This is a genomic window from Photobacterium sp. (genome assembly GCF_057456235.1).
The window spans coordinates 1-21,116 of record NZ_JBVCPH010000016.1; the positions used below are offsets into that span (position 1 = coordinate 1).

Below are 21,116 nucleotides of genomic sequence, written 5' to 3' on the forward strand. Positions count from 1 at the left end.
GTCTCCCCATGTGAGAGTAGGTCATCGCCAGGCGCCCAATTGCTTTATGCTGAATAGACACTGCGGAGTGGTAGTTCAGTTGGTTAGAATACCGGCCTGTCACGCCGGGGGTCGCGGGTTCGAGTCCCGTCCACTCCGCCATTTATTTAGAGTCGTATGCTCTTTAAACTTATACGATAGGGGTGTAGCTCCAACTGGCAGAGCAGCGGATTCCAAATCCGCGTGTTGGGAGTTCGAATCTCTCCACCCCTGCCATTTTAGAAAGCCTCAGCAGAAATGCTGAGGCTTTTTTTGTATCTGATGTTTGGGGAAATTAACGGTTTTATGTCAACCCAAAGGCGAAAAGTGTATTTTGAACTTGTTGCTGTAGCTGATTACCGTTAGCATGCCTTTATTGTCACTGGTACCATGCTTGTGACGGGGGACGGAATTTCACCTTTAACCGCTCTTGTCGAGATGATGACTCCTGCTGTGGTTGGATTGCTCTCTATGGCAGGGCTATTGCTATGTTACCTATCCTAAGATATAAACCTGATATAGATAGGCTGGTATGGCTCATCCTCTAAGCGAAAATCCCAAAATTTTTGTCCATATTCTCAAGTGGACACTACTTATTATTCCTGTCGCAGTCATTGTTGGTTCACTCAATGCTTTCTTTCTCTGGATCTTGAGTTGGGCTACCACGACTCGAATCGACAATTCCTGGTTGATTTACTTATTACCCCTTGCCGGTATTGTGATTGTTTATTGTTATCGAAATTTTGGGAAAAACTCAGAAGGTGGTAATAACCTCATCATGGATGAAATCCATGAACCAGGAGCAGGTATTCCTACAAGAATGGGACCTCTGGTATTGATTACGACGGTGATCACTCATTTATTTGGGGGATCTGCGGGTCGGGAAGGTACGGCCGTTCAGATTGGCGGAGCAACAACGCATTGGCTGGCCCGAGTCTTTAAACTCAATGAATCTGACACTCGCTTGATCCTTATTGCAGGGGTGGCTGCAGGATTTGGTGCGGTATTCGGCACGCCATTAACCGGTGCAATCTTTGCGCTGGAAGTACTGGCTATCGGCCGCTTGAAGTTTGACGCGATTATTCCTGCCCTTTTTGCCGCTATTCTTGCCGATCTGGTGTGTAGTGCATGGGGAGCGCATCATACTCATTATCGGATTGACTTTTTAGAGACCATTACCTTGTTTGAGCAAGCGGTAAAAGTGGATATCTTTCTGATCGGAAAAATCATTTTAGCTTCGATAGCATTTGGTTTGGCTGGATACCTGTTTGGTGAGTTGACCCATGCCTTTAAAGATATCTTTAAAGCAACCCTGAAAAATCCATATCTTATTGTGGTGGTTGGGGGGCTGATCGTTATCGGTACTGTTCAGTTGATTGGCCATTATGATTATATCGGTCTCGGGGTCTATTCGAACCGAGAGGGTGGCGTCAGTATTCTCAGCGCATTCAATGAGGGTGGTGCTGAATGGTACAGCTGGTTGCTTAAGCTGTTACTGACAGCCATTACTTTGGCTGCTGGCTATAAAGGTGGGGAGGTGACTCCACTGTTCTTTGTTGGTGCCACATTAGGAAACACCATGGCCTGGGTAATGGGTGCGCCAGTTGATCTATTTGCCGCACTTGGCTTTTTGGCTGTATTTGCTGCGGCAACCAATACCCCGCTTGCCTGTACCATTATGGGCGTCGAGTTGTTTGGTGCAGACTATATGTTGTACTTTGCGATTGCCTGTTTTACAGCTTACTATTTTAGTGGTCATACTGGCATTTATTCCTCTCAACGGGTTGCTGTACCTAAGTTATTTGACTTAAAAGGTGCACCAAAAATCACCCATAAGTTAGGTGAGTTGCGTGAAACGCATTCATCTCTGCTAAAAGCAATAGTTAAAAAACACTCCGAATAATCGTAAGGCCGTACCATTGTGCGGCCTTAATTATTTTCACATGAGTTCGTCATTTTTTTTGTTTTGCCCTTGCTGTGATTTATTCCCTTCCCTATACTCTTTTCGAAACTTGTCGGAGTGCCAAATGGCTGAGACCGTATTACGGGATCCGTTGAACCTGATCAGGCTAATACCTGCGAAGGGAACAAGAGAATTCTTCTGCCTAGCTGCATTGATAGATACAACACATATTAATGCACAACTAGCGCACCGGATGATGCTGCACAGCCTTTGTGTACGCCTCTTGTTTACGCGCCAATCCGCCAAGCAATTTCCCCTATATCGATATTTTAGGAATTTGCTATGTCGAATCGCAAACAAGCGAGACTGGAAGCTAAACAATTTATAGATTCACTTACTGCTCAACCTTTTCCTAATTCCCGGAAGATTTATGTGCAAGGTAGCCGAGCTGATATTCAGGTGCCCATGCGCGAGATTGCTCTGTCTGCCAGCCTGGTTGGTGGAACGAAGAAAGATCCTATTCTTGAGCCCAACGAACCTATCCGTGTCTATGACACCTCCGGTTTTTATACCGATCCCAAGCAGCCTGTAAATATTTACGTTGGCTTAAATAAAATTCGTTCAGGCTGGATAGATGAGCGTGGTGACACTGAACAGTTAGGTGAGTTAAGTTCGAAATATACCAAAGAACGCTTATCTGACGATACACTGGACGATCTTCGTTTTTCCCAGCAAATACCCCCTCGTCGTGCCAAGCAAGGGCTATGTGTCACCCAGTTGCACTATGCACGAAAAGGCATTGTGACACCTGAGATGGAATACATTGCCATTCGTGAAAATATGGGGCGTGTCGAGTATCAAGATGGAGTGCTGAACCAACAGCACCCCGGCATTAGTTTTGGTGCCAACCTGCCTGCTGAAATTACGCCTGAGTTTGTGCGCCAGGAAGTGGCTGAAGGTCGTGCCATTATTCCTGCCAACATTAACCATCCTGAATCTGAACCGATGATCATTGGTCGTAACTTTCTGGTGAAAGTGAATGCCAATATTGGCAACTCCGCCGTCAGCTCTTCCATTGAAGAAGAAGTTGAAAAGCTAGTGTGGTCAACCCGCTGGGGCGGCGATACCGTGATGGATCTCTCTACCGGTCGTAATATTCATGAAACCCGTGAGTGGATCATCCGTAACAGTCCTGTGCCAATTGGTACGGTACCTATGTATCAGGCATTGGAAAAAGTGAATGGTATTGCTGAGAACCTGAACTGGGAAGTCTTCCGCGATACCTTGTTGGAACAAGCCGAGCAAGGGGTTGATTACTTCACAATTCATGCTGGTGTGTTGCTTCGTTATGTGCCGATGACGGCTAAACGAGTGACCGGCATTGTGTCACGTGGTGGCTCGATCATGGCGAAATGGTGTTTAGCACATCATGAAGAAAGCTTCCTCTATGTCCACTTCCGTGAAATCTGTGAAATCTGTGCGCAATACGATATTGCCCTTTCTTTAGGTGATGGCTTGCGTCCGGGCTCTGTTGCCGATGCGAATGATGAAGCGCAGTTTAGTGAGCTACGTACACTGGGTGAACTGACGAAAATTGCCTGGGAATATGATGTCCAGGTGATGATTGAAGGCCCGGGCCATGTCCCAATGCATATGATCAAAGAAAACATGGAAGAGCAGCTGAAGCATTGCCATGAAGCCCCTTTTTATACATTGGGTCCGCTCACGACAGATATCGCACCAGGTTATGATCATATTACCTCGGGAATTGGTGCTGCGGTCATTGGTTGGTATGGTTGCGCTATGCTGTGTTATGTCACTCCGAAAGAACACCTTGGTTTACCGAATAAAGACGACGTAAAAGTGGGTCTGATCACGTACAAGTTATGTGCGCATGCGGCAGACTTGGCTAAAGGCCATCCTGGTGCACAAGTCCGAGACAACGCTTTGTCAAAAGCGCGTTTTGAATTCCGCTGGGAAGATCAATTTAACCTGGGTTTAGATCCTGATACTGCTCGTGCATATCATGACGAAACCCTGCCTCAGGAATCGGGAAAAGTTGCGCATTTTTGCTCTATGTGCGGGCCTAAATTCTGTTCGATGAAGATCTCTCAGGAAGTACGTGATTACGCCAAAGGTCTTGAACAGGATGACGAGTTAGCGATCAAATTATTGAATGATCCATTGGCAGGCATGCAGCAAAAATCCGATGAGTTCCGTTCCCGAGGTAGTGAGTTATACCACCCTGCCCAAGAGGATAGTTAATGAGCTCTTTATGTTTACCCGATAGTTTAACACCGTTGCTAATGCATGTAGAACCGCTGCTGGCCACTGCTGATCAGTATCAGCTGGGTGAGTCTGTCAGTGTCAAGTTGAGCGATTCGGGTGCTGTAGAGATTCAAATGGAAGGGCGTCAGTTCAGTCTGGTATTTAATCAGGCTGATGCTGCTGTCGATGGCTACAGAGTGCTGGATCAGTGGTTAGCCCCTTATCCGACGTTGAGTGAGATGCAGCATAAGGTTGAGCTCGACCCGTCATTAGTGGTGTGTGACTTCCCTACGGATAAGGGCTGCGTTGATATCTGGCATCATAACGGTGAAGCTCGTGCGCTCTATTGTCACCATGCCGGCGCCAGTGATCCTCAGCGTGCAATGTTACTAACCGCCCTGGCGCTCGATTATCCGTTGGAAGATGCAGTGACTTTGGCGCGCGCGCATGCTCGAGGTTATCAGGAATCGAATCCCGATGGTTATGGTGAGATTAGCTGGCCAATGCGCCGTGAGTTGTTTCCCCGTCCATTAACGGCTAATCATCCGGAAATCGCCGAGTTAGGCTGGCGCAGCAAAGAAGTGGCGGTTGCTCCTTTTGCCGCGACGGATCCAAGTCAGTTGGCACTGTATCCGGTTGTCGATTCGGCAGAATGGGTAGAACGCTTACTCAAGTTGGATGTGAAAACCACCCAGCTGCGAATTAAAGATTCGCAATCGTCTGAGCTTGAAGATCAAATCCAGCGAATTGTTACCTTGGGCAATACTTATCATGCTCAGGTTTTTGTTAATGACTACTGGCAGTTGGCAATTAAGCATCACGCTTATGGCGTTCACCTTGGCCAGGAAGATTTAGATACTGCCGATCTGAGCGCGATTCAGCAGGCAGGCTTGCGACTTGGTATATCGACTCATGGCTATTTTGAGATCCTGCGAGCCGTGGAGTTTTCGCCGAGTTATATCGCACTGGGTCATATTTATCCTACCACGACCAAAGAGATGCCATCCAAGCCGCAAGGCCTGAATCGTCTGGCGCTGTATCAAAAATTGCTTGGCGATGCGTTCCCGACTGTGGCGATTGGCGGCATTGATTTATCTCGTGCGGAAAAAGTATGGCGTACCGGGGTCAGTAGTGTGGCTGTGGTCCGCGCAGTGACTCAGGCCGATGATAAAAAAGCGGCGATTGAGGCATTTAATCAATTATTGATCCGCCATGCTACAGGGGAACCGCTGGATGCTGAGTGAGCGGGAATTTGTACGCTACAGCCGTCAGATTATGTTGCCGGAAATCGGTGAACAAGGTCAGCAGTTATTGGCTCGTTCTCAGATTTTGTTAGTGGGAGCCGGAGGGCTGGGCTCTTCGGCGGCACTGTATCTGGCGGGAGCTGGCGTGGGAAATATGGTGATCGCCGATGACGACGAAGTCGACAGCTCAAACCTGCAGCGTCAGGTGATTTATCGCGATGCCCATCAAGGACAAAGCAAAGCCAAAATAGCGGCAGAGCAGATCCTGGCGCTTAACCCGCATATACGGGTGCGTGCAGTACAAGCCCGGTTAGCCAGTCAGCGTCTGGCGATGGAAGTGGATCTGGCTGACGTTATTTTAGATTGCAGCGACAACCTGCCTACTCGATATGCGGTGAATCGGGCCTGTTTTTCTGCGGGTAAGCCTCTGATCTCAGGCGCAGCCATTCGCTGGCAAGGGCAGTTGATGGCATTTGATTTCAGGCACAAACAAGGGCCGTGTTATCACTGCCTGTTCCCTGCGCAATCCGATGCACCACCAGAGCCACAGAATTGCAGCCATTCAGGTATTGCCGGTCCGATTGTCGGCATGATGGGAACGATGCAGGCACTGGAAACGATTAAGTGTATTACCGGGGCGGGACAAGTCGCCTTTGCTTCGTTGCAGCAATTTGACGGTCTGACAATGGCCTGGCAACGATTTAACCTTACCCGGGATAAGCAGTGTCCTGTTTGTCGTCCGGGTAGTGATAAAAGAGAGCAGGATTCTAATGACAACCAATAACCCGATACTGAATGACGTGAAGATCCCGATCTGGGTGAATGATAAGCCGGTAGATTGCTCATCAGAGCAAAGTCTTACAGCGTTGCTGACGACTCTGGAAATGCCACTGAAAGCCACTGCACTCGCTTTAAACGACGAGATCGTTGCACGCAGTGAATGGGACAGCACACGATTAAGTGCTGGTGATCGAATTGCTTTGTTTCAAGCCATTGCCGGAGGTTAAATGCTAACTATTGCGGATAAAACATTTGCTTCACGTCTTTTTACCGGCACCGGTAAATATGCCAATAGTCAGACAATGGCTGATTCTATCATTATCTCTGAATCTGAGTTAGTGACGATGGCGCTGAAGCGGGTCGACATTGATAACCGTGACGATGATATTCTGGCTCCGTTGATCAAAGCGGGCGTGAATTTACTGCCGAACACCTCAGGAGCAAAAAATGCCCAAGAGGCCATTTTTGCCGCCAAGCTTGCCCGTGAAGCGCTGGGAACCAATTGGCTGAAACTGGAGATTCATCCGGACCCCAAGTATTTAATGCCGGATCCGATTGAAACACTGATAGCGGCAGAGCAACTGGTACGAGATGGCTTTATCGTTCTGCCATATTGCCATGCCGATCCGGTGTTATGTAAGCGCCTGGAAGAAGTGGGTTGTGCCGCGGTGATGCCGTTAGGTGCACCGATTGGTTCCAACAAAGGGCTGGTTTCGCGTGATTTTCTTGAAATTATCATCGATCAGGCCCGGGTGCCGGTGATTGTTGATGCGGGGATCGGTGCTCCCTCCCATGCAGCCGAAGCGATGGAGATGGGTGCTGATGCGGTTCTGGTGAATACCGCAATTGCTGCCGCTGCCGATCCGGTTGCGATGGGCAAAGCCTTCAAGCTTGCCGTTGAAAGTGGGCGGTTGGCTTATGAAGCGGGCTTGGCGGGTACGGTTAATCATGCGATAGCTTCAAGCCCTTTAACGGCTTTCTTAGATCAAAGCGCATAAGGGGAGCCGCATGAGCTATGTTGATGTCTGGAAGCAGCTTGATTGGGATGATGTGCGCTTATCTATCTACAGTAAAACGGCGGCAGATGTAGAGCGAGCGTTACGTAAATCTAAACGTGATCTGGACGATTTCAAAGCACTTATTTCACCGGCGGCCGAACCGTACCTCGAGCAGATGGCACAACAATCGGCGGCATTAACGCGGAAGCGTTTCGGTCATACAATATCGTTTTATGTCCCGCTGTATTTGTCGAATTTGTGTGCGAATGCCTGTACCTATTGCGGCTTTTCGATGGAGAATCGGATCAAGCGGCGTACCTTGGCTATCGAAGAGATCGAGCTTGAGTGCCAGGCAATCAAGGCAATGAACTTTGACAGTGTGCTGTTGGTAACGGGTGAGCATGAGCGCAAAGTGGGAATGGAATACTTCCGTAAAACGGTACCGACGATAAAACAGCAGTTCAGTTATTTGGCGATGGAAGTACAGCCGCTGGAACAACATGAATATGCCGAGCTGAAAACCTTAGGCTTAGATGCGGTGATGGTGTATCAGGAAACCTACAGCGCCCCAACCTATGTCAAGCACCATTTGCGTGGTAATAAGATGGATTTTGAATATCGGCTGGCCACCCCAGATCGCCTGGCAAAAGCGGGGATAGATAAAATCGGTATTGGGGCTTTGATTGGTTTGGAAGAATGGAGGACTGATTGTTTCTTTGCGGCCAGCCATCTCGATTATCTTGAGCGTACGTATTGGCAAACGCGTTACTCGATTTCTTTTCCGCGCTTACGGCCCTGTGAAGGCGGTTTACAACCGAAATCGGTAATGAGTGATCGCCAATTGGTTCAGCTGATTTGTGCTTATCGGATGTTTAATCCGCACGTGGAGTTATCACTGTCGACCCGGGAATCCCCCGAATTTCGAGATAATGTGCTGCCTTTAGGCGTGACCAGCATGTCGGCCGGGTCGAAAACACAACCTGGCGGATATGCCAGTGATGAGCCGGAGCTAGAGCAGTTCTCTATCAGTGATGATCGTTCGGTGGCAGACGTTGCGGCGGCAGTGAAGCAACACGGATTTGAAGTGGTGTGGAAGGACTGGCACCATGCCTATTCCGGCTGAAAAGTGACTATTTGGGTTGAAATAAAAACTCCCGCGCTCGAGAAGAGGGCGGGAGTTTTATGTTTTAGGTACCTGACGCATTGAAGTCAGGTCGTCATTTCTGGTGTTAGCGTTTAAGTGGTGCTGTTGCCTGCGCTAACCACGCCAAATCATCTCCTTCCAGTGACGGGCTGATCACGGTGAAGACGGTGCGGTGATAATTGTTGAGCCATGCCAGTTCAATATCGTCAAGCAGGCTAAGGTCAATCAGGCGACGATCGATCGGAGCACGGGTCAGGGATTCAAAGCCCATCACGGTCATATCACCTTGCGTTGCCACTTCTACTACCAGCTCCAGGTTTTCGATACGGATCCCGAAGGCGTCAGCACGGTAGTAACCCGGCTCATTAGACAGCACCATGCCCGGAAGCAGTGCGGTTGGGTTGTATACTTTCGCAATGCGTTGCGGACCTTCATGCACGCTCAAGAAATGCCCCACCCCGTGACCGGTGCCATGGTCGTAGTCGAAGCCATGCGCCCACAGGTGCTGGCGAGCAAGTGCATCAAGTTGTGAGCCGGTTGTACCTTTCGGAAAACGTGCCGAAGCAAGAGCAATATGCCCCTTCAGTACCAGTGTAAACGCCTGTTTTACTTCATCGCCGGGCTGACCGATGGCAATGGTGCGGGTGATATCCGTTGTGCCGTCCGGATACTGGCCGCCTGAATCGACCAGATAGACATTATCCATTTCCAGCGTGCTCGGCTCTGGCTGGTTTAAGTGATTGTAGTGGCACATTGCCGCATTGCCGCCGGCAGCAGAAATGGTATCAAAACTCACATCACTGCAGCTGGTATCCTGGACGCGGAACTGCCATAACGTGTCAGATAGTGTGCCTTCATCGAGTAAATTACCCGCTGCTACCTGCGAATCAACCCATGCCAGGAACTTAGACACAGCCACACCATCACGGATGTGACACGCTTTCATCCCGGCAACTTCGGTTGGATTTTTGGCGGCTTTCGGTAGTGAGCAAGGATCAGCGGCTTCGATAATATTGGCTCCCGCAGCACGTAAGACCTGATCAGCCCAAGCGTTACTCGTTGCCGGATCAACCAGAACGTGCTTGCCGCTCAGTGCTTGTAAACCGGCTTCTAAGACATCTGGCTGATGGGTACGGACACCTTCGCCCACATGCCCTGAAAATTCAGCTGGCAGACGAGCAGGGTCGATATAAAAATCGACGCTGGCATCGGCATGGATAATAGCGGTCGAGAGCAATACCGGCAGGCTTGGTACGTCACTGCCACGGATATTCAGTAACCAGGCAATACTGTCTACCTGAGTCAGTAATGCCGCTTCGGCTTTCTGTTTTATCAGCTCTGCGGCAATTTTATTGCGCTTGTCATGGCTGCTCTGGCCGACAAAGTCCAGGCCCATCAATTTGGCATCAGACAGTGTCGCCGCCGGGCGGTCATGCCATAGCGTATCGATTGGATTCGCATCAATACAGACCAGCTCTAATACTCCGGCAAGGCTTTCTGTTGTGCGTGTTAGCCATGCGCCGCTGTGCAGGCGGGCATCAACGGCCACTTTGCTGCCAACGGCAAGGTTATCCAGGGTCCACTGAACCGGTGGCTCTTCAATCAGATGGCGATATTCAAAGACTTCCCCCGGGACTTGTTTACGAACCTGCACCACATAGCGGCCATCAACAAAGACAGCGGCGTTGTCGCGGGTGATCACCGCCATACCGGCAGAGCCGGTAAAGCCTGTCGCCCAGAGCAGACGTTCGTTGTGAGCGGGGATGTACTCGCCCAGATATTCATCTTCATGAGGAATGAGCAATGCGTCGAGCTGATTGTCAGTCAGCCATTGGCGAATTTGCTCAACACGTTGTGAGATAACTGCTTGCATGTTTTGAGGTTCCTTGTGTATGCCACCGTCCGTGTGACGGAATGAATGCCAACCTGAATAAGTCAAGACAAGGTCGGTATCACCGAGACTTATTGCCATGCACTGAGTTGTTCAGGCTGATCACATTACGGTATCGCTTTTGCTGGCTGGCTGCAATTAAGAGGCGGATAAATCACCACAGCGGCTGATTATTATTTGACGTAACCAGCTATGTCCCGGATCTTTTTCCTGGTGCTGATGCCAGAATAACGTATAAGCCATAGCAGGCAGCTCGAACGGTAAAGGCACGACCACCAAGTCGAGCTGGGCGGCAATATAGTTGGCAAAATGACTGGGAGCGGTAAACACCAGATCGGTGTGGGTACAGAGGCTGGCCGCACTATTGAAGTCTGGCACATATATCGCGATGTCTCTTTTCAGGCCGAGATCCGCCAGCTTGTAATCGAGTAACCAGCGATCACTACCGTCACAGCGCACCTGTATATGGCGCTGGCGCAGGTAATTATCCTGATCCCATCGCTGGTCTAAGAGCGGATGATCCTTACGTACAATGCAGCGCTGGGTATCCCGGTGGAGTTCCTGCCACACGATATCTTTGGGCGGCATTAAGGTGAGCATGGCATCTTTGGGATTGAGATCTTTGCCGGTCACGCCGAAATCAACTTCCCCGCGTTGCAGTTTGCTGAAGGTACTGGGATCCCAAGACTGGGTATCTAAAATGATATTAGGGCCTTTAGTGAAAACTTCGCTGAGAAATTGCGGCAGTAATAGCGGGTAAGCACTTTCCACTAAAGCCATTTTGAAATGGCGATCACTGCTTTGTGGCATAAATTCGATCGGTGCCGCCAGTTGTTCGATATCCCGCAGCAGTTGTTCTAAGAGCGGTAACAGGGCTTGTGCCCGTGGTGTCGGCTTGAGGCCGTGGGATGAGCGGAGAAACAGGGGATCATGAAACTGTTCACGCAGACGCGTCAGGCTTTTGCTGACCGCCGACTGGCTCAGATGCAACCGCTTGGCGGCGAGGGTGACACTGCATTCTTCTAGCAGTACATGAAGACAAACCAGTAGATTGAGATCAAGCCGGGCAAGCTTTTCAAATGACACGGTGCACCTCTGCTAACAGTGATATTCCAAAGTGGAAATTCTGGTTTGAATATAAACCATTTCTATTCATATCACTAAAGCCTTAGACTGCCGCTGTCATTTAATAGGAAAGTCACATGCAACCAGAAACATCAGCAGTCAGTCAGCAGACTGCCGCAACAGGAACAAGATTAGTCGCCTTAATGGTGGTCCTTGTTTTATTCAGCCCGCTTGCTATCGATATTTATCTGCCAGCGCTTCCTGCGATGGCGGAGACATTTGCGGTCGATATAACCCGGGTGCAAGATACCGTTACCTGGTTCATGTTCAGTCTTGGCTTGGGCCAGCTGCTAGCCGGCCCGCTGGCAGATCGTTTGGGCCGACGTCCGATTGCTTTGGGTGGTGTAACCATTTATGCCCTGAGTGCAGCGATGGCGTACTGGGCAAAAACATTGGATTTATTGCTGGTGGCGCGTCTGCTGCAGGGCTTGGGTGCCTGTGCAACGTCGGTCGCCGCCTTTGCTGCTGTGCGTGACAGTTTCGGTCCGGAACGCAGCGGCCGTATGATCAGCTACCTCAATGGTGCAATTTGCTTTATCCCGGCCTTGGCTCCGATCTTAGGTTCATGGTTAACCTATGAGTTTGGCTGGCGGTCTAATTTCAGTTTCATGGCAGGTTTTGCGCTGGTCGCGGGTAGCTTCATTGCTCTTTGTTTTAAAGAAACCCGACCGGCAGACACCAATACTGATGGTGCAATGATCAGCCTGGATCGTTACATGTCAGTGCTGCGTGAGCCGACATTTTTGTTCCACGCCACGCTTTGCATGCTGTCAATGGCGGTGGTCCTGGCTTTTGTCACATCAGCGCCGGTCTGGCTGATGATCGAGTTGGGTCTGGATATGGGGCAGTTTACCCTATGGTTCGGAGTCAATGCGACATTGAACATCCTGGCTTGTATGATCGCACCAAAATACATGGATAAATTCGGTACCCGCCAAACATTGAGCACTGGCTTGATTTTACTCGTTATCTCCGGTGCTGCGATGCTGGCATTCAGCAGTATTTCGCAAGCCTGGGCCTTTATGGTTCCCATTTTCATGTGCTCATTTGGCTTTGCATTTGTACTGGGCTCATCGGCGGGTAAGGCGCTGGCACCTTTCGGTGACCGTGCCGGGACTGCCGCAGCCTTGCTTGGCCTGTTTCAGATGAGCGGGGCCGGCATGATGGTAAGTCTGACTCAGCGGTTGGATCTTACCCCGCCCATGCTGCTGACCTTCCAGATGTGGTTACTGATCCCAGGACTGTTGATTCTATGGTCGAAGCTGGGTCATCGGTGGCATGGCGCAGTGCCTGCCCGTTAACAAAATTTATAACTAGACGCCTTTTATCCCTAGAGGCGCTGGGTCTCGACAACCCTGCTATTCGTTTAGCCTGTCACATCAGTGACAGGCTTTTTTTATAACCATTCATCGGATTGCTCATTAACGAAATAGCGGCAAGCGGAACAGTTATAAAAGGAGCTAAGCGACAGGGCTACTTTTTGTCATTTTACCTTTCCATTGCTGGATTAGCAGGCCGCAGACGATCAGGACTAAACCCACTAACGTTGAGGGGTGGATCTCTTCGCCAATAATTGTGGCCAGCAGCAGCAGGGAAATGAACGGCGAGATAAAAATGAGATTACTGATGCGTGCAGTATTGTTAGTCAGGCGCAGCGCATTCAGCCACAGCACGAAAGTGATCCCCATTTCGAACAGACCGACATAGCTTACGGCTAACCAGCCTTGCCATGGCACGGAGTCCCAGCTACCGGAATAAAAGCTCAGGCCGATGGAGAATGGCAGCGAAAGCAAAAAGCCCAGCAAGACACCTAACACCGGATCGGCTTGGTTCTTCGTATTTAAGATCCAGTACATCGCCCATAGCAGGGTCGAAAACAGTGCCAGTGCGACGCCCAGAGGGTTGTCAAACTGCAACGCCACCACATCCCCTTTCGTCGCGATAATGACCACCCCCAGGTAGCCGCATGCGCAGGCAATCCAGTCCTGTCGACGGATTTTCTGACCTAAGAAAATCGCGGCCATCAAGGTCAGCGTGATGGCCCAGCTGTAATTAAGTGGCTGAGCCTGAGAGGCCGGCAGCAGCTCATAGGCTTTAAACAACACCAGGTAATAGGCAAATGGGTTAATGAGGCCAAGCGCCAGGTAATAGAGCGGGCGAGCCGCAAACGTACGACCTAACAGATGCAGTTTACCTTGCCAGAAAGCGATAAGGGTTAGCATGACAGCCGACACAATACTGGCGGCGACCATCATCTGGATGGGAGTGAAATAGTCCAGGGTGATCTTAAAGGCGGTCGCTACCGTCGACCAAAGCAGAACTGCAGCTAATCCATACCCAAGCGCATGACGTTCGTTCATTGTTTACCCATTAATAAGCCGTGAAGCCTCCCGCTCACCACGAGTCGGGCCGCAACAACAGCATGTAAAAAGAAGTCAGATATTCATCATAAAGAGCGCTAGTCTATTCGATTGTTTTTCGCACGACCAGCGCACAGGAGGCGATGCTGTGACGATCAGCCCAATCATGATGGACAATTCTGCCGGCGGGTTATCAAGGGCTCCTGATGGGTCGATAATCACTGGACATTCATCCAGTATCCACTTAGCCTTTGAACTCGTAATTTCTACTTTTTCCGGTTTAAAAATATTTCAGGTTTAACAATAATGATGACTGAATGGCTTAGCGGTGGTGCTTTGGTTGCATTCGCCACCCTTTCAGGAGCAACGATTGCCAGTGTGATCACTGGATTGTGGATGAGAGGGCGTTTGCAGCAGCAAGCCCAATTATTTCAGCAGCAGATTGAGTCCGATAGGCGGTTGGCGCAAAGCCGTGAACAACAATTGCAAGAGGTCCTGGCGGAACGTAACCAGGATCTTGATGGCCTGGATATCGAGCGTGACCGTCTGACCGGTGAACTGCGCCAGATGCATGCGCGTCTGGCTGCCGCATTAGAGAAAATGCGTTATTTTGAAACGCTGAAGACAGAAAAACAGTACCTGACCGAGCAACTGGAAAACGCCCGTTCAGCTAATGCCGGGTTAGAAGCCGACTTACGCGAACAGCATGCTCGCCATGTTGAAGAGCAAAAAGCGGGGGAAGAAAAAATAGCGCTGCTGGAAAACGCAGAGGAACGCTTACGGGTGCAGTTTGAAAGCTTAGCCAACCGTCTGTTTGAACAGAAGACCCGAACCGTGGATGAACAGAACAAATTGAGTCTGGAAAGCTTGCTAAACCCGTTGAAGGAACAGCTTGACGGGTTCAAAAAACAAGTTACCGACAGTTTCAGCCAGGAAGCCCGCGAACGGCATACTCTGGTGCATGAAATTAATAACCTTAAGCAGCTCAATGAACAGATGGCACTGGAAGCGGTCAACCTGACCCAGGCACTCAAGGGCGATAATAAAGCACAGGGTAACTGGGGAGAGGTGGTGTTGGCCCGGGTGCTGAGCGAATCAGGGTTGCGCGAAGGCCATGAATATCAGACTCAGGTGAATCTGGACAATGGCGCCGGGAAGCGTTATCAGCCTGATGTGGTAGTGCATTTACCGCAAGAAAAAGACGTGGTGGTTGACGCCAAAATGTCACTGGTGGCTTATGAGCGTTTCTTTAATGCCGAGACGGCGGCCGAGCGTGATCTGGCGATGGGGGATCATGTCGCCTCTGTCCGTGCTCATCTTCGCGGCTTAAGTCGCAAAGATTACCATCAGCTGCATGGGGTACAGAGTCTTGACTATGTCCTGATGTTTATTCCGGTTGAGCCGGCCTTTCAGGCAGCAATAGCCGCTGACCCGAGCCTGATCCGCGATGCCATGGATCTCAATATCATGCTGGTCAGCCCGACCACCTTGCTGGTTGCCCTAAGGACGATCAATAACCTATGGCGTAATGAAAAACAAAACCAGAACGCCAAGGAGATCGCAGATCGGGCCAGCAAGCTGTATGACAAATTACGCTTGTTTGTTGCTGACATGGAAGCGGTGGGGGGCTCCTTGGAAAAAGCCAGCCAGAGCTATCAGGGCGCTATGAATAAGCTCAGTACCGGACGGGGAAATATGATCCGCCAGGCTGAGGGTTTTAAGCTGCTAGGAGTGGAAGTCAAGCGCGATATCAGTCCGGGGCTGGTTGAAAAAGCCGAGGCCGTGCTGAGCGAACGAAAGGACGTTGAGCGTCAGGAGTGCGTTGCCGCAAATGATTTGCCGTAGTGCTTTGAGCAAACCGTGACCATCAAGTACACTAAGCAAGTTGTTTACACATATAAACATGACGGATATAGCATGACGGATATCACACAAGATACGACCCATTTTGGCTATCGTACCGTAGCCAAGGAAGATAAAGCGAACCTGGTCGCGGAAGTTTTTCATTCTGTAGCCGCGAAATACGACATCATGAACGACATGATGTCGCTGGGCATTCACCGGGTATGGAAGCGCTTTACCATTGATTGCAGTGGGGTTCGCAGTGGTCAGCGCGTGCTTGATTTGGGCGGCGGTACGGGTGATTTAACCGCGAAGTTTTCTCGTATTGTGGGTGAGGATGGCCAGGTCGTTCTGGCTGATATTAACAATTCGATGCTGAAAGTGGGCCGTAGCAAGCTTCGTGATAGCGGCATTGTCGGGAATGTCGCCTACGTGCAGGCTAATGCCGAAGAGTTGCCTTTCCCCGATGATTACTTTGATTGCATTACGATCAGCTTCTGTCTACGTAACGTTACCGATAAAGATAAAGCGCTGCGTTCGATGTTCCGGGTCTTAAAACCGGGCGGCCGGCTGTTAGTGCTAGAGTTTTCAAAGCCGATTCTGGAGCCGTTATCCAAATTGTATGATGCCTACTCTTTCCACTTGCTGCCAAAAATGGGCGAAATCATTGCCAACGATGGTGACAGTTATCGCTATCTGGCTGAGTCTATCCGCATGCACCCGGATCAGGAAACGCTGAAAGGGATGATGGAAGACGTAGGCTTCGAGCAAACCACTTACCACAACCTGACGGGTGGTATTGTGGCGTTGCACCGCGGTTTTAAGTTCTGAGGACGCTATGTCATTTGATGCCTTTGTCACTGGCGCGGTCGAAACCTCGCTGAATAAACTGTTAAAAGACGATCCAGACAGCCTGCGTCGTCTTGCTCGCTTGCGCGGTAAAGTGATCAGCGTAACCATCAATGAATTTGGCAAAAAGCTGATTTTCATTTTCAGTCAGCAGATCGATGTACTGGCCGCTTATGAAGGCGATGTGGATTGTCAGTTAGCGCTGAATCTGAGTGTGCTGCCTGAGCTACGCCGGAAAGCCAACCTTACCCGGTTAATTAAAGCCGATAAACTGGCGGTGGAGGGTGATATTCAACTGGCACAACAGTTTTCCACTTTACTCAGTGGCTTGAAGCCTGATTTCGAAGAAAAACTGTCGCATTACACCGGTGATATTGTTGCTCACACTGTCGTGGACGGGGCTAAATCCGGGATACGTTTTATTCAGCGCGGGGTCGAGCGTTGCCAGCGTGATTTGGCAGAAGTGATCACCGAGGAATGGAAATTGGTACCCCAGGCATTAGAAGTCGCCTATTTTGCCGATCAAGTCGACGACTTGAAATCTGATTGTGCGCGTCTTGAAGCACGATTTAATCAGCTGCTAGAGCAATAACCGGCCATGATAACTCTCTCTGATTGTAAACGTCTGTATCAAATCACCGAAGTCCAGCTTCGCTACGGTCTTGATGATTTATTGCCTGACGACCCCCGGATTAAAGTGCCGAAGATGGCACGCAAATCGTTGTTCTGGATTAAAAACCAGCATTCAGAAAAGCCATTGGGCGAGCGCCTGCGTCTGGCGCTGCAGGAGCTCGGGCCGGTCTGGATAAAGTTTGGTCAGATGATGTCGACCCGGCGGGATCTGTTTCCACCACATATCGCCGATCAGCTTGCCTTGCTTCAGGATCAGGTTGCTCCCTTTGACGGTAAGCTGGCCAAAACACACATGGAGCAGGCACTTGGAGGCTCGCTGGAAACCTGGTTTGATCATTTTGATGAAACCCCGCTGGCGTCGGCATCGATTGCCCAGGTACATACGGCAACGTTAAAAGAAAACGGCCGTGAAATTGTCCTGAAAGTGATCCGTCCTGATATCTTGCCGGTGATTAAGGCCGATATCAGGCTGATGTACCGCATGGCCCGCACCGTATCGCGCTTTTTGCCGGAGGCGCGTCGGTTACGCCCGGTTGAAGTGGTGCGTGAATATGAAAAAACGCTGCTCGATGAGCTGGATATGATGCGAGAGGCGGCGAATAGCATTCAGCTGAGGCGCAACTTTGAAGACAGCGATATGCTTTATGTGCCTGAGATGTTTACCGATTACAGCAGCAAAAACCTGCTGGTAATGGAACGCATTTATGGTATTCCTGTTTCTGATGTGGAAACGCTGAAAGCGAACGGCACTGACATGAAATTATTGTCAGAAAATGCGGTCACCGTTTTCTTTACCCAGGTGTTCCGTGATAGCTTCTTTCATGCAGATATGCACCCGGGGAATATTTTTGTTTCTTATGATAATCCGGCCAGCCCGCAGTGGATCGCTTTGGACTGTGGTATTGTCGGCACCCTGAACCGGGAAGACAAGCGCTACCTGGCTGAAAACCTGCTGGCATTCTTTCACCGCGACTACCGTAAAGTGGCTGAATTGCACGTCGATTCAGGCTGGGTACCGCAAGATACCAATGTCGACGAGTTTGAAGTTGCCATACGTACCGTCTGTGAGCCTATTTTTGAGAAGCCGCTGTGCGAGATATCTTTCGGTCACGTACTGCTGAATTTGTTTAATACCGCCCGCCGCTTCAATATGGAAGTGCAGCCACAGTTGGTATTGCTGCAGAAAACGCTACTGTACGTTGAAGGGCTGGGTCGTCAGCTGTATCCGCAGCTCGATCTGTGGGATACCGCGAAGCCATTCCTGGAGGACTGGATGTCGCGCCAGGTCGGGCCACAAGCTATCGTGGAAGCGATAAAGAATAAGACCCCGTACTGGGCAGAAAAGTTACCTGAATTACCCGAATTACTGTACGACAGTTTGCGCCAGGGCAAGGCAATGAACCAACGTATCGATAAACTTTATGATAATTTCATGGAGAGTCGGCGTTACCAGGGCCTTGCAAGGTTCTATTTAGGTATTGGCGCGACTCTGGTGGTATGTTCTGCCATACTTTTTAGTAATCACATTGACACTATCCCGGCGGTCTCTGCCGTTACAGGGGTCACGTTTTGGTTACTCGGGTGGCGTGCTTGTCGCAAATAGCGGTTAAGGTATACTCCTGAACATTATTTATTTGTTATTAACTAAATTATTAGTCAATAACCACAAAGAGCTGAGGTAAAACAAGCATGGGTGGTATCAGTATCTGGCAATTGCTAATTATTGCACTGATCATTGTTCTTTTGTTCGGAACTAAGAAACTTCGTAGCCTGGGTGGTGATCTGGGCTCGGCGGTGAAAGGGTTTAAAAAAGCGATAGGCGATGACGAGACGGCTGCAAAAAAAGACAGTACCGACGCTGACTTCGATCAGAAGACACTGTCTGATGAGCAGAAAGGCGATCCGGTTCAGAAGAACCAAAAAGACAAAGAGCAGGTTTAACGCGTGTTTGATATCGGGTTCTGGGAGTTAATACTGATCTCGGTGGTGGGATTAGTAGTACTGGGGCCGGAGCGTCTTCCCGTCGCGATCCGTACGGTTTCGCAATGGGTCGGCGCTGCTCGTAACATGGCAAACTCGGTGAAGGATGAATTGTCGCAGGAACTGAAAATTCAGGAGCTGCAAGACAACCTGAAAAAAGCCGAGCAAATGGGGATGAAGGATTTATCACCTGAACTGCGTGATTCTGTGGCAGAGCTGAAAAAAGCCGCCGCAGATGTGCAGCGTCCCTATGCTGAGAAAAGCGAGCAAACCTCAGCAACAACTTCTCAAAAGCAGGAATAAAATACATCACTATGTCGACAGTCGAAGATACGCAACCGCTATTTAGCCATTTGATTGAGCTGCGGAACCGGTTATTGCGTTCTATTTTGAGTGTAATCGTGGTTTTTCTTGGTTTGGTTTGGTTTGCGAATGACATTTATGTTTTCTTGTCTGCGCCTTTGGTAGAACGTCTACCGGAAGGGGCAACCATGATTGCAACCGATGTGGCATCACCTTTCTTTACGCCAATAAAACTTACCCTGGTTACCTCGGTGTTTGTTGCTGTACCAATGATTTTGTATCAGGTCTGGGGCTTTATTGCGCCGGGGCTCTACAAGCATGAGCGTAAGCTGATCATGCCACTGCTGTTTTCCAGCTCTTTGCTGTTTTACGGCGGTGTGTCATTTGCGTATTTTGTCGTATTTCCTTTGGTGTTTGGTTTTTTTACCAATATCGCGCCGGAAGGTGTGCAGGTCGCGACAGATATTGCCAGTTATCTCGACTTCGTGCTGGCGCTGTTTATGGCGTTTGGCATTGCCTTTGAGATCCCTGTCGCCATCATCTTGTTATGCTGGACGGGGGCAACTGACCCGGAAAGCCTAAGACAAAAGCGTCCTTACATTGTGGTGGCTGCTTTTGTGGTGGGGATGATGCTGACACCGCCTGACATTATCTCGCAGACGTTGCTGGCGATACCAATGTGCCTATTGTTTGAAGTGGGCCTGTTCTTCTCGCGGTTTTATGTTCGCAGCGAAGAAGAGCACGCCGATCAGCATGAAGAATAATGGCCTGCCAGAGCAGTGATATCTTGTGATAAAAAAACCGGCCGAGAGCCGGTTTTTGTTTATAAAGCTGCTATCCATATGTCGGCTCTTGACCGAAACTGCGGTGAGTTGAATCGCGATGAATGGTAAGGCGTTGCAGAGTAATCTGAAAAAACGGATGAAGTAAGATGATTGATATTGGCGTTAACCTGACCAACAGCCGATTTGATAAAGACCGTGCCGAGGTCATCTCGCGTGCTCAGGCCGCAGGCGTCAAAGGGTTGGTCCTGACCGGGACCAGCATTGAAGAAAGCCTGCAGGCACAGGTGATGGCGCAGCAGTGGCCACGGTATTGCTACAGTACGGCAGGGGTTCACCCCCATGATGCGAAAACGGTCTCGGATTTATCTCTGCCGCCGATCCGGGCGTTAGCATTAACCCCGCAAGTGGTCGCAATCGGTGAGTGCGGGCTGGATTTTAATCGTGATTTTTCCCCTCGGCTGCAGCAGGAAGCCGTATTTGAAGCGCAGCTGGCGCTAGCTGCAGAATTGAAGATGCCGATCTTTATGCATTGCCGTGATGCTCATGAACGTTTTATGGCGATATTAAAGCCGTGGCGAGACAAGTTACCTGCCGCGGTACTGCACTGCTTCACCGGTAGCGAACAAGAGCTGAAAGAGTGCCTGGCGCTGGATCTGCATATTGGGATCACGGGCTGGGTATGTGATGAGCGCCGTGGCACCGAGCTCCGTGACATTATCCGCCTCATCCCCGATGACCGCCTGATGATTGAAACGGATTGTCCTTATTTATTGCCTCGTGACTATCGGCCTAAGCCGAAATCAAGCCGCAATGAGCCTCGGTATCTGCCTCATATTGCCCGCGTAATTGCACAGTGCCGGGGGCAGGAAGCCTCTGATGTAATGCTAAATTCTTGTGCTACATCGCAGGCATTTTTTGGAATTGGATCACCCGAACCACAGTGACGGTGGTATTATCGAATCATTGAAAAAGTGAATTAACTCATACAAGGAG

Annotated in this window: 19 protein-coding genes, 2 tRNA genes and 2 riboswitches; of the genes, 18 read left to right on the plus strand and 3 right to left on the minus strand. The window is 49.9% G+C overall.

The annotated features are described in order from the left end of the window. Positions 1-64: 64 nt before the first annotated feature. From AC2204_RS16490 to thiH, 9 genes are all read left to right on the plus strand, one after another. Positions 65-141, plus strand: a tRNA-Asp gene (locus AC2204_RS16490). A 37-nt stretch (positions 142-178) separates the two neighbouring features. Then, positions 179-255: transfer RNA gene (locus tag AC2204_RS16495), tRNA-Trp, on the plus strand. 156 nt (positions 256-411) lie between these two features. After that, a riboswitch (Fluoride riboswitch) is annotated at positions 412-476 on the plus strand. 74 nt (positions 477-550) lie between these two features. After that, positions 551-1,921: a voltage-gated chloride channel family protein gene (locus AC2204_RS16500; protein ID WP_318926774.1), complete on the plus strand. Its 1,371-nt coding sequence runs from the start codon at positions 551-553 to the stop codon at positions 1,919-1,921. 103 nt (positions 1,922-2,024) lie between these two features. Next, positions 2,025-2,122: riboswitch (TPP riboswitch) on the plus strand. Positions 2,123-2,263: 141 nt separating this feature from the next. After that, the gene (gene thiC, locus AC2204_RS16505) at positions 2,264-4,186 is read left to right on the plus strand and encodes a phosphomethylpyrimidine synthase ThiC (protein ID WP_318926775.1); all 1,923 of its coding nucleotides are present in this window, start codon (positions 2,264-2,266) and stop codon (positions 4,184-4,186) included. Next, positions 4,186-5,433 (plus strand): thiamine phosphate synthase, encoded by a 1,248-nt coding sequence (gene thiE, locus AC2204_RS16510; RefSeq protein ID WP_318926776.1) that lies wholly within the window; start codon positions 4,186-4,188, stop codon positions 5,431-5,433. The genes thiC and thiE overlap by 1 nt, the downstream gene beginning before the upstream one ends. Next, positions 5,423-6,217, plus strand: coding sequence for a HesA/MoeB/ThiF family protein (locus tag AC2204_RS16515; RefSeq protein ID WP_318926859.1), 795 nt, complete (start codon positions 5,423-5,425; stop codon positions 6,215-6,217). The genes thiE and AC2204_RS16515 overlap by 11 nt, the downstream gene beginning before the upstream one ends. Beyond that, positions 6,204-6,440: a sulfur carrier protein ThiS gene (thiS, locus tag AC2204_RS16520; RefSeq protein ID WP_318926777.1), complete on the plus strand. Its 237-nt coding sequence runs from the start codon at positions 6,204-6,206 to the stop codon at positions 6,438-6,440. The genes AC2204_RS16515 and thiS overlap by 14 nt, the downstream gene beginning before the upstream one ends. After that, positions 6,441-7,211, plus strand: coding sequence for a thiazole synthase (locus AC2204_RS16525; RefSeq protein WP_318926778.1), 771 nt, complete (start codon positions 6,441-6,443; stop codon positions 7,209-7,211). A 10-nt stretch (positions 7,212-7,221) separates the two neighbouring features. Next, complete coding sequence (gene thiH / locus AC2204_RS16530; protein WP_318926779.1) at positions 7,222-8,334, plus strand: 2-iminoacetate synthase ThiH; 1,113 nt, start codon at positions 7,222-7,224, stop codon at positions 8,332-8,334. Positions 8,335-8,440: 106 nt separating this feature from the next. Here the strand turns inward: thiH and AC2204_RS16535 are convergent, their stop codons facing one another. Beyond that, positions 8,441-10,228, minus strand: a complete 1,788-nt coding sequence (locus tag AC2204_RS16535; RefSeq protein WP_318926780.1) for an aminopeptidase P family protein — start codon at positions 10,226-10,228, stop codon at positions 8,441-8,443. A gap of 156 nt (positions 10,229-10,384) precedes the next feature. Further along, positions 10,385-11,332, minus strand: coding sequence for a LysR substrate-binding domain-containing protein (locus AC2204_RS16540; protein WP_318926781.1), 948 nt, complete (start codon positions 11,330-11,332; stop codon positions 10,385-10,387). 116 nt (positions 11,333-11,448) lie between these two features. Between AC2204_RS16540 and AC2204_RS16545 the strand changes: the two genes are divergently transcribed. After that, the gene (locus AC2204_RS16545) at positions 11,449-12,672 is read left to right on the plus strand and encodes a multidrug effflux MFS transporter (protein ID WP_318926782.1); all 1,224 of its coding nucleotides are present in this window, start codon (positions 11,449-11,451) and stop codon (positions 12,670-12,672) included. Positions 12,673-12,831: 159 nt separating this feature from the next. Here the strand turns inward: AC2204_RS16545 and AC2204_RS16550 are convergent, their stop codons facing one another. Continuing rightward, complete coding sequence (locus tag AC2204_RS16550; RefSeq protein WP_318926783.1) at positions 12,832-13,731, minus strand: DMT family transporter; 900 nt, start codon at positions 13,729-13,731, stop codon at positions 12,832-12,834. A gap of 309 nt (positions 13,732-14,040) precedes the next feature. On the opposite strand from AC2204_RS16550, the gene rmuC reads away from it, so the two are divergent. From rmuC to tatD, 8 genes are all read left to right on the plus strand, one after another. Further along, positions 14,041-15,576, plus strand: coding sequence for a DNA recombination protein RmuC (gene rmuC, locus AC2204_RS16555; RefSeq protein ID WP_318926860.1), 1,536 nt, complete (start codon positions 14,041-14,043; stop codon positions 15,574-15,576). Positions 15,577-15,648: 72 nt separating this feature from the next. Next, the gene (ubiE, locus tag AC2204_RS16560) at positions 15,649-16,404 is read left to right on the plus strand and encodes a bifunctional demethylmenaquinone methyltransferase/2-methoxy-6-polyprenyl-1,4-benzoquinol methylase UbiE (RefSeq protein WP_318926784.1); all 756 of its coding nucleotides are present in this window, start codon (positions 15,649-15,651) and stop codon (positions 16,402-16,404) included. Positions 16,405-16,411: 7 nt separating this feature from the next. After that, positions 16,412-17,014: a ubiquinone biosynthesis accessory factor UbiJ gene (locus AC2204_RS16565; protein WP_318926785.1), complete on the plus strand. Its 603-nt coding sequence runs from the start codon at positions 16,412-16,414 to the stop codon at positions 17,012-17,014. Positions 17,015-17,020: 6 nt separating this feature from the next. Then, a complete protein-coding gene (gene ubiB / locus AC2204_RS16570; protein WP_318926786.1) occupies positions 17,021-18,658 on the plus strand; it encodes a ubiquinone biosynthesis regulatory protein kinase UbiB in 1,638 nt (545 codons plus the stop codon). 86 nt (positions 18,659-18,744) lie between these two features. Next, the gene (gene tatA / locus AC2204_RS16575) at positions 18,745-18,996 is read left to right on the plus strand and encodes a Sec-independent protein translocase subunit TatA (RefSeq protein WP_318926787.1); all 252 of its coding nucleotides are present in this window, start codon (positions 18,745-18,747) and stop codon (positions 18,994-18,996) included. Between the two features lie 3 nt (positions 18,997-18,999). Beyond that, positions 19,000-19,338 (plus strand): Sec-independent protein translocase protein TatB, encoded by a 339-nt coding sequence (tatB, locus tag AC2204_RS16580; protein ID WP_318926788.1) that lies wholly within the window; start codon positions 19,000-19,002, stop codon positions 19,336-19,338. 11 nt (positions 19,339-19,349) lie between these two features. Further along, complete coding sequence (gene tatC / locus AC2204_RS16585) at positions 19,350-20,102, plus strand: Sec-independent protein translocase subunit TatC (protein WP_318926789.1); 753 nt, start codon at positions 19,350-19,352, stop codon at positions 20,100-20,102. Positions 20,103-20,269: 167 nt separating this feature from the next. After that, complete coding sequence (tatD, locus tag AC2204_RS16590; protein ID WP_318926790.1) at positions 20,270-21,067, plus strand: 3'-5' ssDNA/RNA exonuclease TatD; 798 nt, start codon at positions 20,270-20,272, stop codon at positions 21,065-21,067. The last annotated feature ends 49 nt before the right edge of the window (positions 21,068-21,116 follow it).